Below are 19,983 nucleotides of genomic sequence, written 5' to 3'. Positions count from 1 at the left end.
GCAACAGGCGTTTCTACAGGTGGCTCGACAGCTGGCTATCCAATGTCCAGACCGAGACGTTGCTGATTCCACTCCGCCGCTGGTAGGTGTTTCGTTCGCAGATGATGCACAGGTCGCCGCAGCCGAGGCCGGATTGCGCGTGTTCGACGAAGGAGATGCCGGTCTCGGAGCCTGACAGCAAAGCTGTGAGGAACTCACTGTTCCAGGCGAATTCGTGCAGGGTCCAGGGGAGCTTATGGGCGAGGGTCTGGTGTAGTAGCTCTACGAACCGCTCGGCGCATGAGCGGCGGTGCGCACCGTTCGAAACGTGGTTGATGTGGTTCCCGGTCTCGACCACGGTGGTTATCGGCAAGATGAAAGTGTGTCCGGCTGCGGTCCGCCGACGGAACTCCGCCAGCACAGCGCCGTGGTCCTGGTCTCGACCCGGCACAGCCAGCAAGTTGCAGAGGACCGAGGTATCGATGAAGGTGACGGCCTGACTCACTGGTCGCCGCCGAACAGTCTTTCCACGGCAGCCATGTCGACGTCGCGGTGCTCTGGGCGAACCATCCGTCCGCTACTGACCAGGTCCCCGAGGCGGCCCGCCGCCATCGCTTCGGCGAAGCCATCCAGATCGACCAAGCGGGTGAGTTCAGTGTGCCCGTCTTCCGTGCGGTGACAAACAACGACACCAGTGTTCAGCGTCCCCGTGAGCTCGTTGAGGAGGGCTGGACTGTGTGATGTGAAGAGGACCTGGGTTGCCATGTTTTCACTGACACTTTGTAGCAGCCGCAACACGCGGCCTGATTGCGATGGGTGTAGTCCATTCTCGAGTTCCTCGAGGACGAGGAGCACACTCGGGATGTCGGGAAGCTCATTGGCGATGTCGAGCCCGCGCGTGGCCGTGAGAAGTGCCGTCGCGATCGCGGCGAAGCGGAGAAGTCCATCGCTCATCTCGCGTGCTGGAGTCAGCTGGGTCGGACCAGCGCCGTACTGCTCCTCGAGCGCGAGCATGACGTCACCCAGCTCTGACCCGGTGATGCGCACATTGTGAATGCCGTCCCCGCCGACAGCCCGGATCAGGCCGACTACCTGGCTGAATACGTTGTTCTCCTCACGCTCCAATCGCCGCAGTGCGGCTGAGAGGTTCTCGCCGGTTCGACGCAGTTCGGTATCGCGACCGGGCACGTAGCCACGCATGAGATGCGGCACTGGGTCGAGGTGGAAAACACCTCGCAGCGCTGAGATGACAATCGACGCACCGTCGACGACGGACTGCGCTGACGGCGTTTCCGGTTTGAGCGCCATCGCGGCTTGCGCGGTCACCAATCGACTGTCGCGAAAGAACTCCGTTGGATTCGGCCCCGGTTTGCCGTTGAAGACTTCGACCCCGAGGATCGGACCGTCCGGTTGTCGGGTGGTGAGCAGCTCGACATACCAGCGCTTGCCCGAAGCCATGTCGCCCGGCCCACGGAGGTGCTCTTCCACAATCCGTAGTTCTGGCCGAACCTCGATCCGTAGGTCGAGAAGGTAGAGCTCGTCCTGGAACTCGACGGTACATCCGAGGGCGAACTCGTCGGATCCGTGTGGTGCGCAACCTATCGATCCGCCCCTTACCGTCCCTGCTTCGCGTTTGCGGCCGTCGAGAGCGTCGCGGAGGTCTTCCCCACCCGCCAGTCGCGTCAAAACCTCGATCGCATCGAGCGCATTGGACTTGCCTGAGCTGTTGAGCCCGGTCAGTACTGTGATGGCCTCGATCGGCAGGACCTGGTCCCGGAACGACTTGAAGGAGGTGAGGCGGACCTCTCGAAGAGTTGCTGTGGCCACGTGCCAACCATAGCCGGATGAACCTGCGATGTTGCCCGATAGCAGCGCGGAGTATTGTGCCCGCGTATGACGGAGCTTGTGCTCCCGCGTGATTCGTTGCCAATGCGTTGTCCATGACAGTGACTTGTTCGATTCGCCCGGGGCCGGTTCTTCGGGAGTTTCGGGAGGGAGATTCTCGATCATGTTCCAAGACAGGCTTGTCCGCCGTGCACTGGCGGTGGCACTTCCAGTGGTGGTCGGTCTGGCCGGGGCCGGCGTGTGCTCGGCGAACGCTGATCAGCAGACGCGATACGCGGCCGGGCTGTCGAGCGCGGGGCAGGGGTATCGCACCGCGGTCGCACCGGATCTGCGCACGGTGTCGGCGTCGGTCGACGAGGGCCGGTTCCTGCTCGCGCCGGACCGGAGCCGGGTGATCGTCGAATCGGCGACCGGTGATCCGATCGGCGAGATAGCCACCTCGTTCACCACGGTGAGCGGCAACAAGATCGACCTGGCGACAGAGATCGCGGCCGATGGGCGCAGTATCACGGTGACACCGCGGCCGAGCGCGGCCGCTAGCGGCGAGCTGAAGGCCATCGCGACCTCGCCCACCGCGCAGTTCCCCGACCCGGTGCAGAACGCCGCCGCCATCGGTGCAGGCATCGGCGTGATCGCGGCCGCGGTCGTGTGTATCCCGATGATCACCACGATGATCCTCTACCTGCCGTGTGTCGGCCTGGTGGGTCTGCCGAACGCGTTGGTCGGCGCGTTGATCGGTGCGGTGGTCGGCGTGGTCGCGCCGGACATCATTCCGCAGATCCTGCCCTGATCGGCTGACTCGCCGCGGCCCGTATTCCGGTGCGGGCCGCGGTTATTCGCGCACAACCTCGACCGGGTCGGTGAGCGCCAGCGCGAGCGCCGACTGCTGGGCCTGGCCGCGCGACGGCAGTGCTTCGAGTGCCTTACCGGTCTGGGTGTTGAGGTTGCCGACGATGTTCTGCATCGCGCCGACCCCGCCGGTGAGCTGCTCGACAGCCGAGAGCAGTTGCGCGCCACCCTCTTCGGCGAGGGTCGGCAGGCCCTCGGCGAGCGCCGCGCCCTGGGTGAGCTGGTCACGGGCGCTGTTGAGCCGTGCCACCACGGTGCGCAGCAGTGTGCCCAGGTCAGTGTTCGGGTCGACGGCCGCGCCGGTCAGCTCGCTCAAACCGTCGAGCTGCGTGCCAGCCTGACTCGAAACACTTTGCAGTGCTTCGAGTTTGGTGATGATTCCGGCGAGCTGTGGGTCGTTCGCGAACGGCAGCCCGCGCAGCAACGGCAGGATCTGCTCGAGCCCGGAGCCGACGGCGGTGGCGGTGCTCTGCACCCCGGCGATGGTGACGCCGGTCGCGGCGAGCGCGTCGGCGAGCTGGGTGGCCTGCTTGGCCGCCCCGTCGACGGTCTGGTTCAGCAGCGCGATGGCCGAGGTGAGCTCGCCCGCACCCTGCTTCGCGTAGTCGAGGAAGCCCAGCATCTCCTGTGCGCCCCCGCTGAACTGGTCGGCGCCCGAGGCGGCCGCGTCCACGCCGGCGGCGAGCAGCTGCGCGGTGAACTGCACCGAGGTCATCTGGTTGCGGGCCTGCGAGACCGCGGCCAGCGCCGCGTCGACACCGGAGGCGCCGATCCGGTGCGTCACCACATCGACCGCGCCGTTCACCGTGCCGGTGTCGGCGCCGTCGTGGGTGGTCACGGTGACCTTGGCGCGCTGCGGGTCCGGGGTGGCCAGGGTGGCCATCGAGGCGGTGAGGTCGGCGGGCAGGGTGATCACCGCGGCGTAGTCGGCGGGGTCGACCTCACCGGGCTTCGCGACCGTCCATTGGTAACCGCCCGCGTCCTGCACGGCCTTGGCGACCCGCTCCCCGGTCGGCCCGGTGTCGGCGTTCACCAGCGCGATGCCGGTCGGGGCCGAATCCTGACCGGCGCAGGCGGCGATCCCACCGCCTGCCAGCAGCACGGCGGTGGCGAGGCAGAGCAGACGAGCGCGTTTGTCGATCACGGTGGCGACGGTATCGGGCCGGTGCATGCCGCTCGTGGGAGATGTCTGAGAGTTCGTTGAGGATGCGGTGCGACTCAGTAGGCGGGCCGGATCGGCAGGTCGATGACCAGGCGGGCGCCACCGAGCGGACTGTCCTCGAAATAGGCTCGGCCGCCGTGTAATTGGGCCTGCTGGGCGACCAGGGCGAGGCCGAGGCCGGAACCCGCCTTGGTGGCGTTCGTGCCCCGGGCGAAGCGGGCGAACACCGTGTCGCGCTCCCCGGGCGGCACGCCGGTGCCGTTGTCGTCGACGGCGATGACGATGTGGTCGCCGGGGCGGCGATGCGCCGAGACCACGGCGTGCGTCGCGCCACCGTGTTTGACCGAGTTGGTGAGCGCGTTGTCCACCGCCAGGCGCAGGCCGGCGGGCAGGCCGCGGGTGATCAGTTCGGCGTCGGTGTCGATGCGGACCTGCAGGCCGGGGTTGTGGCGCATGGCGTCGTGGGCGGCCTGATCGCACAGGTCGGCCACATCGGTGGGCACGTGGTCGGCCTCGGCGGTCAGGTCACCGCGGGCCAGTCGCTCGAGGGCGGTCAGCGTCGACTCGACGCGGGTCTCGTTGCGGGCCAGGTCGTCGAGGATCTCGCGGCGCTGCTCGTCGGTGAGATCGAGGGTGCGCAGGACCTCGAGGTCGGTGCGGATCGCGGTGAGCGGGGTGCGCAGCTCGTGCGCGGAGACGGCGGCGAAATCGCGGGCCGTCTCCAGTGCGGCGGCGGTCTCGGCCTGCGCTTCGTCGACCCTGGCCAGCATGGTGTTCACCGCGTCGGCCAGCTTCACCGCCTCGGCGACACCCGAACCGTCCACCGGCCGCGCCGGATTCGCCGGATCGGGAAACGCGCTGCGGGCCGAGACCTGCTCGGTCAGGGTCACGATGGGCCCGACCGCGCGTCCGGCCAGCAACCAGCCGAGCGCCGCGGCCGCCGCCACCGCGATACCGGCGCCCGCGAGCACCCAGCGCTGCTGGTCGGCGGTCGCCTTGGCTGCCTCGGTGGTCGGAATAGCCAGCGAGACAGTGCGGCCCGGCGGCTGGTTCTCGGTGGTGGTGAGCACCCGATAGGGCTGGTCGTTCACCTCGACGGTCTGCGAACCGGGCGACAGCGCAGGCAGCTGGGTCGAGCTCGACGCGGTGACCTGCCCGTCGTCGCGCACGGTCAGCGCCATGGTGTTCTGCAGGCCGGTCAGGTTGACGAAGCCGGTCGCGAGCACCGGCTCGATCAGCACGATGCGCGAGGCGATCTCGAGCTGCTGATCGGTTTGCGTCACGTTATTGCGTTCGATCGCCTGGAAGCCGACGAAAGCGGCGATCGTGACGATGATGACGGCGCCCGCCGCGGCGGCCCCGGCGACTCGCGTTCGCAGCGAAAACGATTGTCTCCGACGACGTTTCGGCGGGGCCTCGGTCATTTCGGTTCCCGCAGCACGAATCCGACGCCGCGGATCGTATGCAGAATCCTTGGCGTGTCATCTATTTCGAGTTTGCGCCGGAGGTATCCGACGAACACGTCGACGACATTCGTATCCGCTATGAAATCGTAACCCCACACCAATTCCAGCAGCCGTTCCCGGGTGAGTACCACTCCGGCATTCCTGGCCAGCGTCGACAACAATTCGAATTCTCGTTTGGTGAGCTCGATTTCCCGTCCGTGCAACAGTGCGCGATAGCCCGCGACATCCACCTGCAGCGGACCCACCGACAGCGTGCCGGGCGCGCTCGCCTCCGGCGTGTCGGTGCGGCGGCGCAGCAGGGCCCGGATCCTGGCCACCAGCTCGGCCAGTTCGAACGGTTTCACCAGGTAGTCGTCGGCGCCGGACTCCAGCCCGGCGATCCGGTCGTCGACCGAGGCGCGGGCGCTGAGCACGCAGATCGGCACGTCGTTGCCCATCGCCCGCAGCGCCGTCACCACCCCGGCGCCGTCGAGGACCGGCATGTTCATGTCGAGAACCACGGCGTCGGGCGCGTGCTCGGCCACCGCGCGCAGGGCCGCGGCGCCGTCGCGGGCCACCAGCACCTGGAACCCGGACAGCCGCAGTCCACGTTCGACCGAGGCGAGGACGTCCTCGTCGTCGTCGACGACCAGGACAGCGGCAGCGGCACGTTCGGTCACCCGGCAATCCTAGGTGTGCGCGGTGACGGAGCAGGTCAGGAGGTCGGAGCGACCGGGTCGCCGTCGCGATCGGTTCGCTCGCCCGTCGGGATGCCGAGTGGGGGATTGGCCAGGATCCGGTCCGACAGCGCGGTGAGCACGGCCGGATCCTCGATGGTCGCCGGGGTTTCGACGTGCTCGCCCGCGGTCAGCTGCCGGATCGTCTTGCGCAGGATCTTGCCGGAGCGGGTCTTGGGCAGCCCGGAGACGATGATCGCGTCGTAGAGGGTGGCGATGGCGCCGATCTGGTTGCGGACCCGCTCGACCAGTTCGGTGCGCAACTGCTCCTGATCGACCTCGACACCCTGCTTGAGCACCACATACGCCAGCGGCAGACTGCCTTTGAGCTCGTCGGGCATGCCGATCACCGCGCACTCGGCGACCGCCTCGTGCCCGGAGATCGCGGCCTCGATACTGCCCGCCGACAGCCGGTGCCCGGCGATATTGATGACGTCGTCGCTGCGACCGAGGACGTAGAGATAGCCGTCCTCGTCGAAATAGCCGGAGTCGCCGGTCAGATAGTGGCCGGGGAAGGTAGCCAGGTATGAGCGGATGAACCGGTCGCGATCGCGCCAGAGCCCGGTGAGCGCGCCGGGCGGCAGCGGCAGCCCGATGACGATATTGCCCTCCACGCCCGCGGGCACGGCATTGCCGTTGGCGTCGAGCACCCGCAGCCGGTACCCGGGCACCGGCACCCCCGCCGAACCCGCCTTGACCGGCAGTTCCTGCAGGCCGAGCGGGTCGGCGCAGATCGGCCAGCCGGTCTCGGTCTGCCACCAGTGATCGACCACGGGGGTGTCGGGATGGTCGGCGAGCAGGGTGCCGGTGGCCCAGTCGAAGGTGGCCGGGTCCAGCCGTTCACCCGCGCAGAACAGGGCCCGCAGCCGGGACAGGTCGTGGCGCCGGGCGGCGGTGGCCTCCGGGTCGGCGCGGCGGATCGCGCGCAGGGCGGTCGGCGCGGTGAACAGCACCCGCACGTTGTGCTCGTCGACGATCCGCCAGAAGGTGCCCGCGTCGGGGGTGCCGATCGGCTTGCCCTCGTAGAGCACGGTGGTGGCGCCGACCAGCAGCGGCGCGTAGACGATGTAGGAGTGGCCGACCACCCAGCCCACATCGGAGGCCGCCCAGAACACCTGACCAGGCCCGACGTCGTAGATATTGCGCATCGACCAGGTCAGCGCGACCGCGTGCCCGCCGTTGTCGCGCACCACGCCCTTGGGTTTTCCGGTGGTGCCGGAGGTGTAGAGGATGTAGAGCGGATCGGTCGCGGCGACCGGGACCGGATCGGCCGGGGTCACGCCGTCGACGGTGGCGTCCCAGTCGACCCAGCGCGCGGCCACCGTCTGCTCCGAGGACGGCAGCACGTCGGTGGCGGGCAGGGGCGCGGGGAACTCGATGGTCGGGAACTGCGGACGCTGTTTGACGATCACCGTGCGCACCGAGGTCGTCGTGGTCAGGTCCAGTGCCTGCAGCACGATCGGCGGGTAGTCGACGCGGCGGCCCGGCTCGATCCCGCCGGAAGAAGTGACCACCAATACCGGCTCGGCGTCGTCGATGCGGGCGGCCAGCTCGGGCGCGGCGAAGCCGCCGAAGACCACCGAGTGCACCGCGCCGATGCGCGCGCAGGCCAGCATCGCGATCACCGCTTCGGGCACCATCGGCAGATAGATCACCACCCGATCGCCGGCCACCACGCCGAGATCACGCATGGCTCCGGCGAATCGGGATACCTCGTCGAGCAATTCGGCGTAGGTATAAACGGTCGTGGTGTCCGTCATAGCGGAGACATATATGAGCGCGGCCTGATCGGCGTGTCCACCCTCGTCGACAGTGCCCGCGCGCACGTGCCGGTCCAGCGCGTTCACACAGGTGTTGAGCGCGCCGTCGGGGAACCAGCGGGCCGAGCGCTTGTCGGCGGCGTCGACGATCTGTTGCGGTGCTACGTCCCACTCGATGGCCTGAGCTGCGGCGGACCAGAAGTCGGCTGGGTCTACCAGACTGGTCTGGTAGACCGGTCGGTACTCGTGTTCGGTGTCCAAACCCGTGACTCCCTAGCCTCGCTTCGATGCCCGCTCGATAGATCCAGATGATTGTGGCAGACTTCACGCGACACCCGAGGGGGTGCCGCGACCTTTGGTTTTGCCTGGAACGGGCAGGTCATCGCGCGGACCTCTACCGGGAGTGAGCCAAGAAGTTATTGATCCGTTAGAATCTGATGTCACTTATCGGAGCAGTCGTAGACGCAATTTCTCGGCCAGCCGTAGTTCTCGGCCAGCACTGCCTGGCGAGCCAGCATTGTGTATGTGCGGGTTCGTCGGTGACGCTTGGTAGACCGCTAGGCATACGAGGCCAGTTTGGAAAGTGAGTGGGAGATGCGTGACGCCGCTAGGTCCGGCAGCAAGCGCTGGGCGCTCGGCAACTGGGCCCTTCGCTGGAAGGTTACGGCCGTGCTCGCCGTGCCCCTCGCGGTGGCGGTCGGGCTCGGCGTGTCGAGGATTACCTCCGAGTTCTCGGAGGCCAATCGGCTTTCCACGATCAACGAGCAAGTCGGCACGATTCCGGCGGTCACCGCGCTCAGCGCGGTCTCCGCACAGGTGACCGGCGGTCAGATGGTGCCCGTCGGACCGGGCCTGACATTGGTCAGTGACGAGGACCTCGCCACCCTCGACGCGACGATCAGCGGCGCCGAGGCGGCGCTGGGCAAACTCACCGAGGTACCCAGGGCCCACGCCGCGCTCGAACGGATGGTGAAGACCGCCAAGGACGTGCGGGCCCAGGGCAAAGCGCTGACCGCCAGCGCGGGGCCCGCCCTCGCCTCGGTCGAGCAGGTCACGCGGGACGGCGTGGATCTCGTGGAGACGATCATCGCCCAGGTGAGTGACCCGGTGATGGATACCTCCAAACTGCGCCTGGTCGACTCGCTCAACACCCGTTCGGCGCTGATCTCCCAGCTCGCGGGTATCTCGGAGATGCTGCGTGGAATAGATTCCGGCGCGCAGAACTTCCTTACCGGCATCGCGACCGAACAGCACCTACTCGGGGTCTTCGCGTACCGGTTCGACGAGGGCAACCCGATCATCGCGGAGCTCGTCGCCCAGACCGACGCGCGCCTCGCCATGCTGAGCCGACCAGAGGTGCAGGCCGGGCAACTGCCGGTCAGCGACATGCGTACCTCGCTCTACTCCAGCCTCACCGCCTACGAGCAGATCGTCGACCAGTCCACCAAGTCGATCGCGTCCACCATGGATGAGCTCACGAGCTCGGCGGCGACCGGGGCGTGGACCTACACCGCGGTGGTCATCTCCACGATTCTCGCGGCGCTGGTGCTCGCGATGTTCGTGGCCCGCTCGATGATCGTGCCGCTGCACCGTCTGCGCCTGGCCGCGCTGCGCGTGGCCGAGTCCGATCTGCCGGACGAGGTCGCCCAGCTCCGTAACGGCGCCGCCCCCGAGGACGTGCCGCTCGAGCCGATGCCGGTGCGCTCCGACGAGGAGATCGGCCAGCTGGCCCGCGCCGTCGACGACATCCACGGTCAGGCACTGCGCCTGGCGAGTGATCAGGCGCAGATGCGTTCGCAGGTCAACGACATGTTCGAGACCCTGGCCCGGCGCTCCAAGTCGCTCGTCGACCATCAGCTCACCCTCATCGAGGCGATGGAGTACGACGAGAAGGACCCGCGTCTGCTCGAGAACCTCTTCCGCCTCGACCACCTCGCGGCGCGCATGCGCCGTAACGGTGACAACCTGCTCATCCTCGCCGGCACCAAGCAGCGCCGGACCAAGTCGGCCCCGGTCGAGATCGCCGACGTGCTGCGTGCCGCGATCTCCGAGGTCGAGGACTACGAGCGGGTCAAGCTCGGCGCCACCCCGCGCGGCTCGCTGGTCGAACCGGCCGCCTCCGATATGGCGCACCTGTTCGCCGAGCTGCTCGACAACGCGCTGCGGGCCTCCCCGCCGGAGACCGACGTCAAGTTCACCTTTGCCCAGGCCCACGACCAGGGTCTGCTGATCGAGGTCGCCGACCGCGGTATCGGTATGCCGCCGCAGGAGATGTCGGAGATCAACCGCAGGCTCGAGCAGACCGCCGAGCCGGGCCCCGACACCGCACGCCACATGGGTCTGTTCGTGGTCGGCCGGCTGGCCGAGCGTCACGGGCTCACCGTGCGGCTGCGCCCGACCTTCGACACCGCGCGTGATCCGGGCGTCACCGTCACCGTGCACGTGCCGGTCGGCCTGATCGTCTCCGGTGGCGGCGGCCCGGTCGTCGCGCCGCCGCAGCAGGTCACGCCGCAGCAGCCGCAGCCTCAGCAACAGCAGCGTCCGAATCCGCAGAACCAGCCGAGCACCATGCAGACCCGGGCGATCACCCGCACGCCGGGCGGCAACATGATGGTCACCGTCGACCCGGGCGTCAGCGGTCCGGACCCGGCCGGTGCCGGTGGTGGGCTGCCGCAGCGGCAGCCGGGCAACTCGATGGCCACCGGCCTGCAGCAGGACGCGGCCGAGCAGTCCTCGCCGACCCTGCGTCCGGCGGCGCCCGGTCAGGGCAATGTGCCGCAGCGCGGCAAGCTCGCCGCGGCCGCCATGCCCAAGCGCACTCTCTCGCCGGGTGGACCGCCGCGTCCGCCGGGCCCGCTCGCGCCCGGTCAGCCGGGACAGCCCGGTCAGCCGGGTCCGGGTCAGCCGGGCGACAAGCCCGCCGGTCCGCCGCAGTCGGCTGGTGGTCTGCCGGTCCGTCAGCCGGGCGCCAACGGCGCGCCGGCCCGGGAGTCGGCGCCGTCGGCCTCGGGTGGCCTACCCCAGCGGGAACCGGCCAAGCCGCCGCAGCAGAGCACCCCCGGTGGGCTGCCGCAGCGGTCGCCGGGTGCCAACGGCGCACCGCCGCGCGACCCGTCGATGGGTCTGCCGCAGCGCGACGCCGCCAACCGGTTGCCGCAGCGCGACCAGACCGGCGGCCTCCCGCAGCGTGATCCCGCCGGTGGTCTGCCCCAGCGTGAGCAGACCGGTGGCCTGCCGCAGCGTGATCCGTCCGGTGGTCTGCCCCAGCGTGAGCAGACCGGTGGCCTGCCGCAGCGTGATCCGTCCGGTGGTCTGCCGCAGCGTGAGCAGACCGGTGGGCTCCCGGTGCGTGATCCGGCGACGGGTCTCCCGCAGCGTGATCCGTCGGGTGGTCTGCCGCAGCGTGAGCAGACCGGTGGGCTCCCGGTGCGTGATCCGGCGACGGGTCTGCCGCAGCGTGACTCCGCACCGATCCAGCGTGATCCGTCGACCGGCCTGCCGCAGCGCGGTGCCGGTGGGCCGCAGCGTGATTCGGCGCCGATCCAGCGTGATCCGTCGACCGGTGGTCTGCCGCAGCGCAGCCCGGCCAACGGCCTCCCGCAGCGTGATCCGGCCCCGCGTCTGCCGCACCGCGAGCAGTCCGGTGGGCTGCCGGTGCAGCGTGATCCGTCCGGCGGTCTGCCCCAGCGTGAGCAGACCGGTGGCCTGCCCGTGCGTGATCCGGCGACCGGTCTCCCGCAGCGTGATCCGGCCAACGGCCTGCCGCAGCGTGAGCCGACCGGTGGTCTCCCGCAGACGAACCCGGCCGGTGGACTCCCGCAGCGCGGCGCGCAGCCCGGCGGCCTGCCCCAGCGCAGCGCCGGTCAGCCCTCGGCCACCGACGGGCAACCGCCGCGTCCGGCCGCGCCGAATGGGCTGCCGCAGCGCGATCCTGGCGCTACTGTGGTACCGCAGGCGAACGCCGGGACCGGAGTGGCTCTGCCGCAACGGGATCGGGAACCTGCGGAGCCGGAGAACGCCGCGTCGGCAGGGCGCGATCCGGGTCGGCACAGTTACCGGTCGAATCCGGCCAAGACTGCGTCGTTCTTCCAGACCAGGTTGCAGCCGGCACCGGAAGGCGATTCCGTCATGGGCGGGACGCCGATCTTCGCGGAGATGATGTCGGCGTGGCTCACGGACGAGAATTCCGACCGGTCCCAGGCCGCCGCCGCCTTCGAATCACCCGGTGACGACGGCTGGCAGGCGGCCCGGCGGGCCAGCGAGGCTCAGCCCGAGGTTCGTACCGCCGCGGGCTTGCCTCAGCGCAATCCGGGCGGCAGGCTCGTGCCAGGTGGTGTCACCGGCAAGGCCGACAGCACTCCGCAACGTGATCCCGAAACGATCAGGTCCAGCTTGAGCCGTCACCAGCAGGGCGTCCGGGATGGCCGCGCAATGAAGGCAATGAACCTAACCGGAGATAAAGGAGACCGATGAACCCCGATCTAGGTGGTACGAACCGTCAGCTGGATTGGCTGGTTTCGAACTTCGCCAACGAGGTTCCTGGCGTAGCCCATGCCGTCCTGGTCTCGGCTGACGGCCTGCTGATGGCCGCGAGTGCCCAGCTTCCGGTGGATCGCGCGGAGCAGCTCTCCGCCGTGACCGCCGGTCTGGCGAGTCTGTCCGTCGGCGTGTCGAATCTGTTCGAGGGCGGTACTGTACTGCAGTCCGTCGTCGAGATGGAGCACGGTTACCTGCTGCTCATGGCAGTCGGTGACGGCTCCTACCTCGCGGTCCTGACCAACACCTCGTGTGACATCGGTCAGGTCGGCTACGAAATGGCTTTGTTGGTCGAGCGTGTGGGCCAGACCGTCCAGGCCACGCCACGCGTCACGATGGGTTCCTGATGGTGGGATGGACATAGACGATCACCGCATGGGGAGCGCCGAGCCCAGCCTCGTCCGCCCGTACTCGTTGACTGCCGGCCGCACCAGGCCGGCGGTCGAGTTGGCGTTGGAGGCACTCGTCGCATCGCATCCGGTCGCCATGGAGCGGCAGTTCGAACTGAACAACCTCGAAACGTCCATCGTGGAGTTGTGCAGGCAATCGCCGTCCGTTGCCGAGATAGCTGCCCAATTGGGTATACCGATCGGTGTAGCGCGGGTACTCGTGGCCGACCTCATCGAGGCCGGACATGTGCGAGTCTCGGCGACTTTGAAAGACGATTCCAGCGACGATGAACGTCGCGAGCTGATCGAAAGGGTTCTCAGTGGACTCCGGCGTATTTGATTCGACGGCGCAGGTCGACACCCGCACGAGCAAGCCGACTTCGGCGAAGATCGTTGTCGCCGGTGGCTTCGGTGTCGGTAAGACCACGTTGGTCGGTGCGGTGTCGGAGATCGTTCCGCTGCGCACCGAGGCGCTGGTCACCAACGCCAGTACCGGAATCGACAACCTGACCGGCATTCCGATGAAGTCGACCACCACGGTGGCGATGGACTTCGGCCGCATCAGCCTCGCCGACGACCTGGTCCTGTACCTGTTCGGTACGCCGGGCCAGTACCGGTTCTGGTTCATGTGGGACGACCTGATCAAGGGCGCCATCGGCGCCGTGGTGCTGGTCGACACCCGCAGGCTGGAAGACAGCTTCGCCGCTGTCGACTACTTCGAGGCTCGCGGTCTGCCGTTCCTGGTGGCGCTCAACGAGTTCGACGACGCGCCCAAGTACCCGCTCGAGGACATCCGCCAGGCCCTGGCCGTCCCCGCCGACGTCCCGATCATGTCGATCGACGCCCGTCGCCGGGAACCCGCCAAGCAGGCCCTGGTCTCCCTCACCGAGTACGCACTGCGCAAGGTCATGCAGGGCCACTGACCCCGGAACGGGGCTGCCGCGATGAAGGCCGCAGCCCCGGAGGTCAGTAGTCGTGATATCAGCTGGGCTAAAATGCTATCATTGGTTCGTCCCTGCTGAACCCTGACGCGGAGGTGGCTCAGATGAAGAACGTGACGGTCCGAAATCTGAGCGACGCAGTGCATCGCGCGATCCGCCAACGCGCGGCAACGCATGGCCGGAGCATCGAGGCGGAGATCCGGGCGATCCTCGCCGATGCTGTCGATCGGCCTGACCGGGTGAAACTCGGTTCGATGCTCTCGAGTGTCATCAGTGCCGACAGCAGGCTCGCCGACGACGAACGCGAGGTCTACTTCGGCCGGGATCGGACTCCGGCCGAGCCGATGGAGTTCGGCGGGTGATCATCCTCGACACCAATGTCATCAGCGAAACCACCACCAAGCGGCCTGATTCCCGGGTCATGGCGTGGCTGGACGCACAGGTGAGCGAGACGCTACATCTGTCGGCGGTCACCGTGGGCGAGCTCCGATATGGCATCGCGTCCATGCCCGCTGGGCGTCGGCGCGACGAGTACACCGATTGGCTGGAAAGCTACACGCTGCCGGCCTTCGCGGGCCGAATTCTCGACTATGGGATCGATGCCACCGCGGAGTACGCGCGTTTGATGTCGGGTGCTCGCTCGTCGGGAACAGCGATCGGCACCGCCGACGGCATGATCGCGGCGACAGCAGCCGCGGCGGGCTTCCTCGTCGCCACCCGCGACACTACTCCCTTCGAAGCCGCGGGGGTTCCCGTCATCGATCCCTGGAAGCCGACTACCGGCTGAGTCGATAGGCTCTCCTGGTGCGCATGTCGGCGAATGAGCTGCTCGGTCAGCTGCTCGATTCCGGGACCTTCGTGAGCTGGGATCAACCCCCGGTCGAGCCCTCGATCACCCCGCGCTACCGACAAGAGCTTGGGGACGCCGCCCGGCGCGCGGGGACCGATGAGTCCGTGCTCACCGGCGAGGGGTTGTTGCGTGGTCGCCGGGTGGCGGTGATCGCGTGTGAGTTCGCGTTTCTGGCCGGGTCGATCGGGGTGGCGGCGGCCGAGCGGATCGTGTCGGCGGTGGAGCGGGCCACCGAGCTGGGGCTGCCGTTGATCGCCTCGCCGACCTCCGGTGGTACCCGGATGCAGGAGGGCACCGTCGCTTTCGTGCAGATGATCAAGATCGCCGGGGCGGTCACCGTGCACAAGGCGGCGGGGTATCCCTACCTGGTTTATCTGCGTGATCCGACCATGGGTGGTGTGTTCGCCTCGTGGGGATCGCTGGGGCACATCACCTTCGCCGCGCCGGGAGCGCTCATCGGCTTCCTCGGCCCACGGGTCTACGAAGCCCTCTACGGCAAACCGTTTCCGCCCGGTGTGCAGACCGCCGAGAACCTCTATCGCAACGGCGTGATCGACGGCGTGGTCCCGGTCGAGGTGTTCCGCCGCATCGCCCATCGCGCGTTGAGCGTGGCCAGTGGCGCGGTGCTGCCGGTCTCCGCGGAGCCGGGATGGGCCGCGCCCGTGCTGAGTCCGGCGGCAACCGCGAATACCACAGCGAGCGCCTGGGATTCGGTACTCAGCACCCGCCGCCCCGGCCGCCCCGGCATTCGCGATCTGCTTCGCCATGTGACGCAACGAGTTCCGCTCAGCGGCACCGGGCAGGGCGAATCCGATCGCACGGTGGTGCTGGCCCTGGTGCGTTTCGGTGGTCAGCCGTGCGTCGTCTTCGGTCACGATCGCTCGGGTCAGCGCGGCGAACACACCATGGGCCCGGCCGCATTACGCGAAGCGCGTCGGGCGATGGCGCTCGCGCAGGAGTTGCGTCTGCCGCTCGTACTCGTCATCGATACCGTCGGCGCAGCCCTGTCCAAGGAGGCCGAGGAGCGTGGCCTGGCGCCCGAAATCGCCCGCTGCCTGGCCGATCTCGTCACCCTCGACACCCCGACCGTCTCGATCCTGCTCGGTCAGGGCACCGGTGGCGGCGCCCTGGCGCTGCTGCCCGCCGACCGCGTGCTGGCCGCCGGGCACGGCTGGCTGGCCCCACTGCCGCCCGAAGGCGCGAGCGCGATCGTCTTCCGCGATACCGCCCACGCACCGGAACTGGCTGACGCGCAAGGCATTCGCGCCGCCGACCTGCGCCGCGACGGCGTGGTCGACCGCATCGTCGACGAATACCCCGACGCCGCGGACGAACCCGTCGCCTTCGCCCGCCGCATGGTCCTGGCCGTCACCGAGGAACTCGCCGGCCTGCGCGCCACCCCGGTCGGCGAACTGCGCACCCAACGCGCCCGGCGATACCGCCGGATCGGGCTCCTCAGGGTCCCGCACTGACCAGCGCCCCGTTTCATACCCATTCCACGACCCGGGAAACACGCACAGTGGCGTCGTTGACGCTACGGCCAACCACTTCTACGGTCGGAAGGGTGACCTTCCGTAGCGCAAGCAGTCCCGTGCCCACCATCGTGCTCAACGACGGGCACGTGATCCCGCAGCTGGGGTTCGGCGTGTTCCAGGTGCCCGCGGACGATGTCACCGGAGTGGTCGCCGAGGCGTTGAAGGTCGGCTACCGCAGTATCGACACGGCCGCGGTCTACGGAAACGAGGAAGGCGTAGGCCGCGCCATCCGTGAGTCGGGCATTCCGCGCGACGAGATCTACCTGACCACCAAGTTGTGGAACGCCGATCAGGGCTACGACTCCACGTTGCGCGCCTTCGACCTCAGCATGAAGCGTCTGGGACTGGACTATTTAGACCTGTATCTCATCCACTGGCCGGTGCCCTCGGCCGGACGCTACGTCGACACCTTCCGCGCGTTCCAGGCGCTCAAGGCCCAGGGCCGGATCGGCTCGATCGGCGTCTCGAACTTCCGGGTGATCGATCTCGAGACCCTGATCGCGGAGGCGGGCGAGACCCCGGCGGTCAACCAGATCGAACTGCACCCCACGCTGTCGCAGCGTGACCTGCGCCAATACGGCGCCAACCACGCCATCGCGACCGAGGCGTGGAGCCCGCTCGGGCAGGGCACCCTGCTGGACGACCCCACCATCGCGAGCATCGCCGAGGAGCTCGACCGCACCCCGGCGCAGGTGCTCATCCGCTGGCACCTGCAGCTGGGCAATATCGTCATCCCCAAGTCGGTCACCTCGTCGCGGATCGCGGAGAACTTCGACGTGTTCACCTTCGAACTCGACGCCGAGGCGATGGAGGCGATCAGCCGCCTCGACAAGGGCACCCGGGTCGGACCCGACCCCGCCACGTTCAGCGCCGGTCTGGACTGATCCCCAAGTAGCCGGTCAGTTCGACCGCCGCCGCCCGGCCCGCCCGGTTCGCGCCGATGGTGCTGGCCGATGGCCCGTAGCCGATCAGATGCACGCGCGGATCGACCTCTACCTGGGTGGCGAGCCGCCCGGTCATGGTGATCCCGCCGCCCGGCCCGCGCAGCCGCAGCGGCGCCAGATGATCGAGCGCGGAACGGAATCCGGTCGCCCACACAATGACATCGGCCGCCTGGAACGTGCCATCGGCCCAGCGCACCCCGTCGGTTTCGATCCGCTCGAACATCGGCCGCCGCGCCAGCGCGCCCCGCTCGCGCGCGGCCCGCAGCCGGTCGTCGAGTGGCAGGCCGGTCACCGAGACCACCGATCCCGGCGGCAGCCCGCGCCGCACCCGGTCCTCCACCACCGCCACCGCGTCGCGGCCGTCCTGCTCGGCGAACGGCGTCTCGCGCCAGCGCGGCTCGGTCCTGGTGACCCACGTGGTGGAGGTCACCTGGGAGATCTCGTCGAGCAGCTGCACCGCCGAGATGCCACCGCCGACGACCACCACGTGCTCGCCCGCGAACTCCGCGGCCGTGTGGTAATCGCGGGTGTGCAGCTGACGTCCGGCGAATCCGCTCGCCCCGGGATACCTGGGGATGAACGGATGTTCCCAGGTGCCGGTGCCGTTGATCAGCCCGCGCACCCGCAGCGTGCCCGCACCCTCGGTCTCGACCTGCAGCACCTCGCCCCGGCCCGCGCAGCTGTTCCCGTCGGCGGTCCGGTCGCACACCACCTGCACCGAAACCTGCCGCTGAACCCGCAGGTCGAAGCGCTTTTCGTAGAGTTCGTAATAGTGCGGCACGGCCGTCGCGGCGGGCGCGGACGCCGAACCGGGCGGCAGCGTTTCGGCGAAGGACATCCCCGGCAGATCGTGCACCCGGTTCACCGTGGTCAGCGTCAGCGAGGGCCACCGGAACTGCCAGGCGCCGCCGGGTCCCGGTGCGTGATCGACGATCAGGAAGTCGCGTTCGGGCGCCAGGCCGAGCCTGCGCAGGTGATAGCCGGCCGACAACCCGGCCTGCCCCGCGCCGATCACCAGGATGTCGAAGTCGGTCGCCACAGCCGCCGATGGTATCGCCTTACCCGGCCCCGACCGTGGCCTGTGGCAAAGTGATGACATCCAGTGAACCCGTCCTTCAGGGGAGGATCCATGCTCGGCGTGACCCGCGACGGTGACGTGATCACTATCGAATTGCAGCGTGAACAGCGGCGCAACGCACTCAACGAGGACCTGGTCGGCCAGCTCCGTACGGCGATGCTCGATGCCGTCGACCAGGGCGCCCGCGTCATCGTGCTGACCGGCCGTGGCCCGATCTTCAGTGCCGGTGCCGACCTGACCGGCGTGTACTCCGAGTCGTTCCTGACCGGTCTGCTCGACATGCTGCACACCATCGAATCCCTTCCGGTGCCGGTGATCTCGGCGATCAACGGCGGCGCGCTCGGCGCGGGGGTGCAGCTGGCGCTGGCCTCGGATCTGCGGGTGATCGAACCCGACGCCTACATCGCGGTGCCCGCGGCCAAGCTGGGCATCTCGGTGGATCGCTGGACGGTGAGCAGGCTGGTCTCGCTGATCGGCGGCGGACCGGCTCGCACGATTCTGCTCGGCGCCGAACAGGTCTCGGCCGCCGACGCCTACGCCTACGGCTTCGCCAACAAGCTCGGCACTCTGGCCGATGCCAAGGACTGGGCGAAATCCATCGCCGCGCTGGCCCCGCTGTCGCTGCGGGCGATGAAACTGATGCTCAACGACGACGGCACCCGCGAACCGGCCAGCGCGCTGCAGCAGGCCGCGCTGGAGGCCGCGTGGACCAGTGACGACGCGAAGGAGGGCAGATTGGCCCGGCAGGAGAAGCGTCCCGCGAAATTCGTGGGCCGGTGAAGCGCCTCACGCGCGTCGCCGGGTCGGTGGCGAGCTCGCTCGGGCTCGCCTGGGTGGCGCGCGCGGTGTGGGGTCTGCCCACCGCGCTCGGCGCCGGGCCGTCGGCAATCGCGCCGACCGCCCTGGGCAAGTCGTCCTATCGGGACGGCCGGTTCCACAACACCGAACCCGCCAGCATGCTCGCCGCGGGGGCGGCGCCGTCGCTGCTGTGGTCCGGGCTCACCAAGGGCCGGATCGGGCGACCGGGCAAGCCCGTCCCGCTGGTCACGCCCGCGGTCCCCGAACAGGCCGCCGACCTGGCGGTCACCTGGTACGGCCACGCGAGCGCGCTGATCGAGCTCGACGGCTACCGCGTGCTGGCCGACCCGGTGTGGAGCGAGCGGGTCTCGCCGTCCCCGCTGATCGGCCCCGCCCGGCTGCACCCGGTGCCCGGCGCGCTGGCCTCGCTGCCCAGCGTCGACGCGGTGATCATCTCCCACGATCACTACGACCACCTCGACAAGGCGACCGTCGACGAGCTGGTCCGCGGTCAGCTCGCCCCCTTCGTCGTGCCCACCGGTATCGGCGCCCACCTGCGCCAATGGGGTGTGCCCGAGTACCGGATCATCGAGCTCGACTGGGGCGGCTCGGTCTCGCTGGGCCATCGCGAGGGCGATCGCGGCCTGACCATCACCTGCGCCGAGGCCAGGCACTTCTCCGGTCGCGGGCTGGTCCGCAACACCACGCTGTGGGCCTCGTGGGCGCTGGCCGGGCCGGCCAAGCGGGTGTATTTCGGCGGCGACACCGGTTACACCAAGGCCTTCGCCCAGGCCGGCGCGGTGCTCGGCCCGTTCGATCTCACGCTGCTGCCGATCGGCGCCTACGACGAGCGCTGGACCGATGTGCACATGAATCCCGAGGAGGCGGTGCGCGCGCACGCCGACCTGTGCCTGGGCGATCCGGGCTACGGGCTGCTGGTCCCGATCCACTGGGCGACGTTCAATCTGGCCTTCCACGGCTGGTCCGAACCGGTCCATCGGCTGGTCGCGGCGGCCGATGCCGCCGGAACGGCGACGGTCGTGCCCAAGCCTGGCCAGCGGGTGGTTCCGAATGACCTCCCACCACGGGTTTCGTGGTGGGAAGATGTGGAGTGACCCTCCTCGCGAAAGGAATT

Annotated in this window: 18 protein-coding genes; 11 read left to right on the top strand and 7 right to left on the bottom strand. The window is 68.8% G+C overall.

Features of this window, described 5'->3' with window-relative positions; translation table 11 throughout:
* Positions 1-13: 13 nt before the first annotated feature.
* Positions 14-484, bottom strand: coding sequence for a hypothetical protein (locus ACFXK0_RS05995; RefSeq protein ID WP_379408702.1), 471 nt, complete (start codon positions 482-484; stop codon positions 14-16).
* A complete protein-coding gene (locus ACFXK0_RS05990) occupies positions 481-1,989 on the bottom strand; it encodes an AAA family ATPase (protein WP_379408700.1) in 1,509 nt (502 codons plus the stop codon). The genes ACFXK0_RS05995 and ACFXK0_RS05990 overlap by 4 nt, the downstream gene beginning before the upstream one ends.
* Positions 1,990-2,023: 34 nt before the next feature.
* Here ACFXK0_RS05990 and ACFXK0_RS05985 point away from each other — a divergent pair, with 34 nt between their 5' ends.
* On the top strand, positions 2,024-2,614 hold the full coding sequence (locus tag ACFXK0_RS05985) for a hypothetical protein (protein WP_379408699.1): 591 nt from the start codon (positions 2,024-2,026) through the stop codon (positions 2,612-2,614).
* A 42-nt stretch (positions 2,615-2,656) separates the two neighbouring features.
* On the opposite strand, the gene ACFXK0_RS05980 is transcribed toward ACFXK0_RS05985, so the two are convergent.
* From ACFXK0_RS05980 to ACFXK0_RS05965, 4 genes are all read right to left on the bottom strand, one after another.
* Positions 2,657-3,817, bottom strand: a complete 1,161-nt coding sequence (locus tag ACFXK0_RS05980) for a hypothetical protein (protein ID WP_379408698.1) — start codon at positions 3,815-3,817, stop codon at positions 2,657-2,659.
* A gap of 74 nt (positions 3,818-3,891) precedes the next feature.
* Positions 3,892-5,259 (bottom strand): sensor histidine kinase, encoded by a 1,368-nt coding sequence (locus ACFXK0_RS05975; RefSeq protein WP_379408697.1) that lies wholly within the window; start codon positions 5,257-5,259, stop codon positions 3,892-3,894.
* Positions 5,256-5,960, bottom strand: a complete 705-nt coding sequence (locus ACFXK0_RS05970) for a response regulator transcription factor (protein ID WP_379408695.1) — start codon at positions 5,958-5,960, stop codon at positions 5,256-5,258. Before ACFXK0_RS05970 ends, ACFXK0_RS05975 begins: the two co-directional genes overlap by 4 nt.
* A gap of 35 nt (positions 5,961-5,995) precedes the next feature.
* A complete protein-coding gene (locus ACFXK0_RS05965; protein ID WP_379408694.1) occupies positions 5,996-8,038 on the bottom strand; it encodes an AMP-binding protein in 2,043 nt (680 codons plus the stop codon).
* A 333-nt stretch (positions 8,039-8,371) separates the two neighbouring features.
* On the opposite strand from ACFXK0_RS05965, the gene ACFXK0_RS05960 reads away from it, so the two are divergent.
* From ACFXK0_RS05960 to ACFXK0_RS05925, 8 genes are all read left to right on the top strand, one after another.
* Positions 8,372-12,250: an ATP-binding protein gene (locus tag ACFXK0_RS05960; protein ID WP_379408693.1), complete on the top strand. Its 3,879-nt coding sequence runs from the start codon at positions 8,372-8,374 to the stop codon at positions 12,248-12,250.
* Positions 12,247-12,660 (top strand): roadblock/LC7 domain-containing protein, encoded by a 414-nt coding sequence (locus ACFXK0_RS05955; protein ID WP_011207200.1) that lies wholly within the window; start codon positions 12,247-12,249, stop codon positions 12,658-12,660. The genes ACFXK0_RS05960 and ACFXK0_RS05955 overlap by 4 nt, the downstream gene beginning before the upstream one ends.
* Positions 12,661-12,667: 7 nt before the next feature.
* Positions 12,668-13,042, top strand: coding sequence for a DUF742 domain-containing protein (locus ACFXK0_RS05950; RefSeq protein ID WP_019044950.1), 375 nt, complete (start codon positions 12,668-12,670; stop codon positions 13,040-13,042).
* Entirely contained in the window at positions 13,023-13,625 is a 603-nt protein-coding gene (locus tag ACFXK0_RS05945; protein WP_379408692.1) for an ATP/GTP-binding protein, read from the top strand. Before ACFXK0_RS05950 ends, ACFXK0_RS05945 begins: the two co-directional genes overlap by 20 nt.
* Before the next feature lie 122 nt (positions 13,626-13,747).
* Positions 13,748-14,005: an Arc family DNA-binding protein gene (locus tag ACFXK0_RS05940; RefSeq protein ID WP_379408691.1), complete on the top strand. Its 258-nt coding sequence runs from the start codon at positions 13,748-13,750 to the stop codon at positions 14,003-14,005.
* Positions 14,002-14,430 carry a type II toxin-antitoxin system VapC family toxin gene (locus ACFXK0_RS05935; protein WP_379408689.1) on the top strand — a complete coding sequence of 143 codons (429 nt, stop codon included), beginning with the start codon at positions 14,002-14,004 and terminating at the stop codon, positions 14,428-14,430. The genes ACFXK0_RS05940 and ACFXK0_RS05935 overlap by 4 nt, the downstream gene beginning before the upstream one ends.
* Positions 14,431-14,453: 23 nt before the next feature.
* Positions 14,454-15,965, top strand: a complete 1,512-nt coding sequence (locus ACFXK0_RS05930; RefSeq protein ID WP_379408688.1) for a carboxyl transferase domain-containing protein — start codon at positions 14,454-14,456, stop codon at positions 15,963-15,965.
* Between the two features lie 92 nt (positions 15,966-16,057).
* Positions 16,058-16,912 carry an aldo/keto reductase gene (locus ACFXK0_RS05925; RefSeq protein ID WP_379408687.1) on the top strand — a complete coding sequence of 285 codons (855 nt, stop codon included), beginning with the start codon at positions 16,058-16,060 and terminating at the stop codon, positions 16,910-16,912.
* Here ACFXK0_RS05925 and ACFXK0_RS05920 read toward each other — a convergent pair.
* Positions 16,893-18,011 carry an NAD(P)-binding domain-containing protein gene (locus ACFXK0_RS05920; RefSeq protein ID WP_379408685.1) on the bottom strand — a complete coding sequence of 373 codons (1,119 nt, stop codon included), beginning with the start codon at positions 18,009-18,011 and terminating at the stop codon, positions 16,893-16,895. The genes ACFXK0_RS05925 and ACFXK0_RS05920 overlap by 20 nt on opposite strands.
* A 90-nt stretch (positions 18,012-18,101) precedes the next feature.
* On the opposite strand from ACFXK0_RS05920, the gene ACFXK0_RS05915 reads away from it, so the two are divergent.
* Positions 18,102-18,830 (top strand): enoyl-CoA hydratase, encoded by a 729-nt coding sequence (locus ACFXK0_RS05915; protein WP_379408684.1) that lies wholly within the window; start codon positions 18,102-18,104, stop codon positions 18,828-18,830.
* Positions 18,827-19,963: an MBL fold metallo-hydrolase gene (locus tag ACFXK0_RS05910; RefSeq protein WP_379408683.1), complete on the top strand. Its 1,137-nt coding sequence runs from the start codon at positions 18,827-18,829 to the stop codon at positions 19,961-19,963. The genes ACFXK0_RS05915 and ACFXK0_RS05910 overlap by 4 nt, the downstream gene beginning before the upstream one ends.
* The last annotated feature ends 20 nt before the right edge of the window (positions 19,964-19,983 follow it).

Source organism: Nocardia sp. NPDC059177, assembly GCF_042755165.1.
Lineage (GTDB): Bacteria > Actinomycetota > Actinomycetes > Mycobacteriales > Mycobacteriaceae > Nocardia.
The sequence above is the reverse complement of the archived record's forward strand: the minus strand, read 5'-3'. Positions and strand labels throughout refer to the sequence as shown.

What these genes read in the sequence shown, in the direction of transcription:
- ACFXK0_RS05930 (WP_379408688.1), top strand. Translation starts at nt 14,454, where the DNA reads ATGTCGGCGAATGAGCTGCTCGGTCAGCTGCTCGATTCCGGGACCTTC.
- ACFXK0_RS05955 (WP_011207200.1), top strand. Translation starts at nt 12,247, where the DNA reads ATGAACCCCGATCTAGGTGGTACGAACCGTCAGCTGGATTGGCTGGTT.
- ACFXK0_RS05950 (WP_019044950.1), top strand. Translation starts at nt 12,668, where the DNA reads ATGGACATAGACGATCACCGCATGGGGAGCGCCGAGCCCAGCCTCGTC.
- ACFXK0_RS05960 (WP_379408693.1), top strand. Translation starts at nt 8,372, where the DNA reads ATGCGTGACGCCGCTAGGTCCGGCAGCAAGCGCTGGGCGCTCGGCAAC.
- ACFXK0_RS05975 (WP_379408697.1), bottom strand. Translation starts at nt 5,259, where the DNA reads ATGACCGAGGCCCCGCCGAAACGTCGTCGGAGACAATCGTTTTCGCTG.
- ACFXK0_RS05915 (WP_379408684.1), top strand. Translation starts at nt 18,102, where the DNA reads ATGCTCGGCGTGACCCGCGACGGTGACGTGATCACTATCGAATTGCAG.
- ACFXK0_RS05940 (WP_379408691.1), top strand. Translation starts at nt 13,748, where the DNA reads ATGAAGAACGTGACGGTCCGAAATCTGAGCGACGCAGTGCATCGCGCG.
- ACFXK0_RS05990 (WP_379408700.1), bottom strand. Translation starts at nt 1,989, where the DNA reads ATGATCGAGAATCTCCCTCCCGAAACTCCCGAAGAACCGGCCCCGGGC.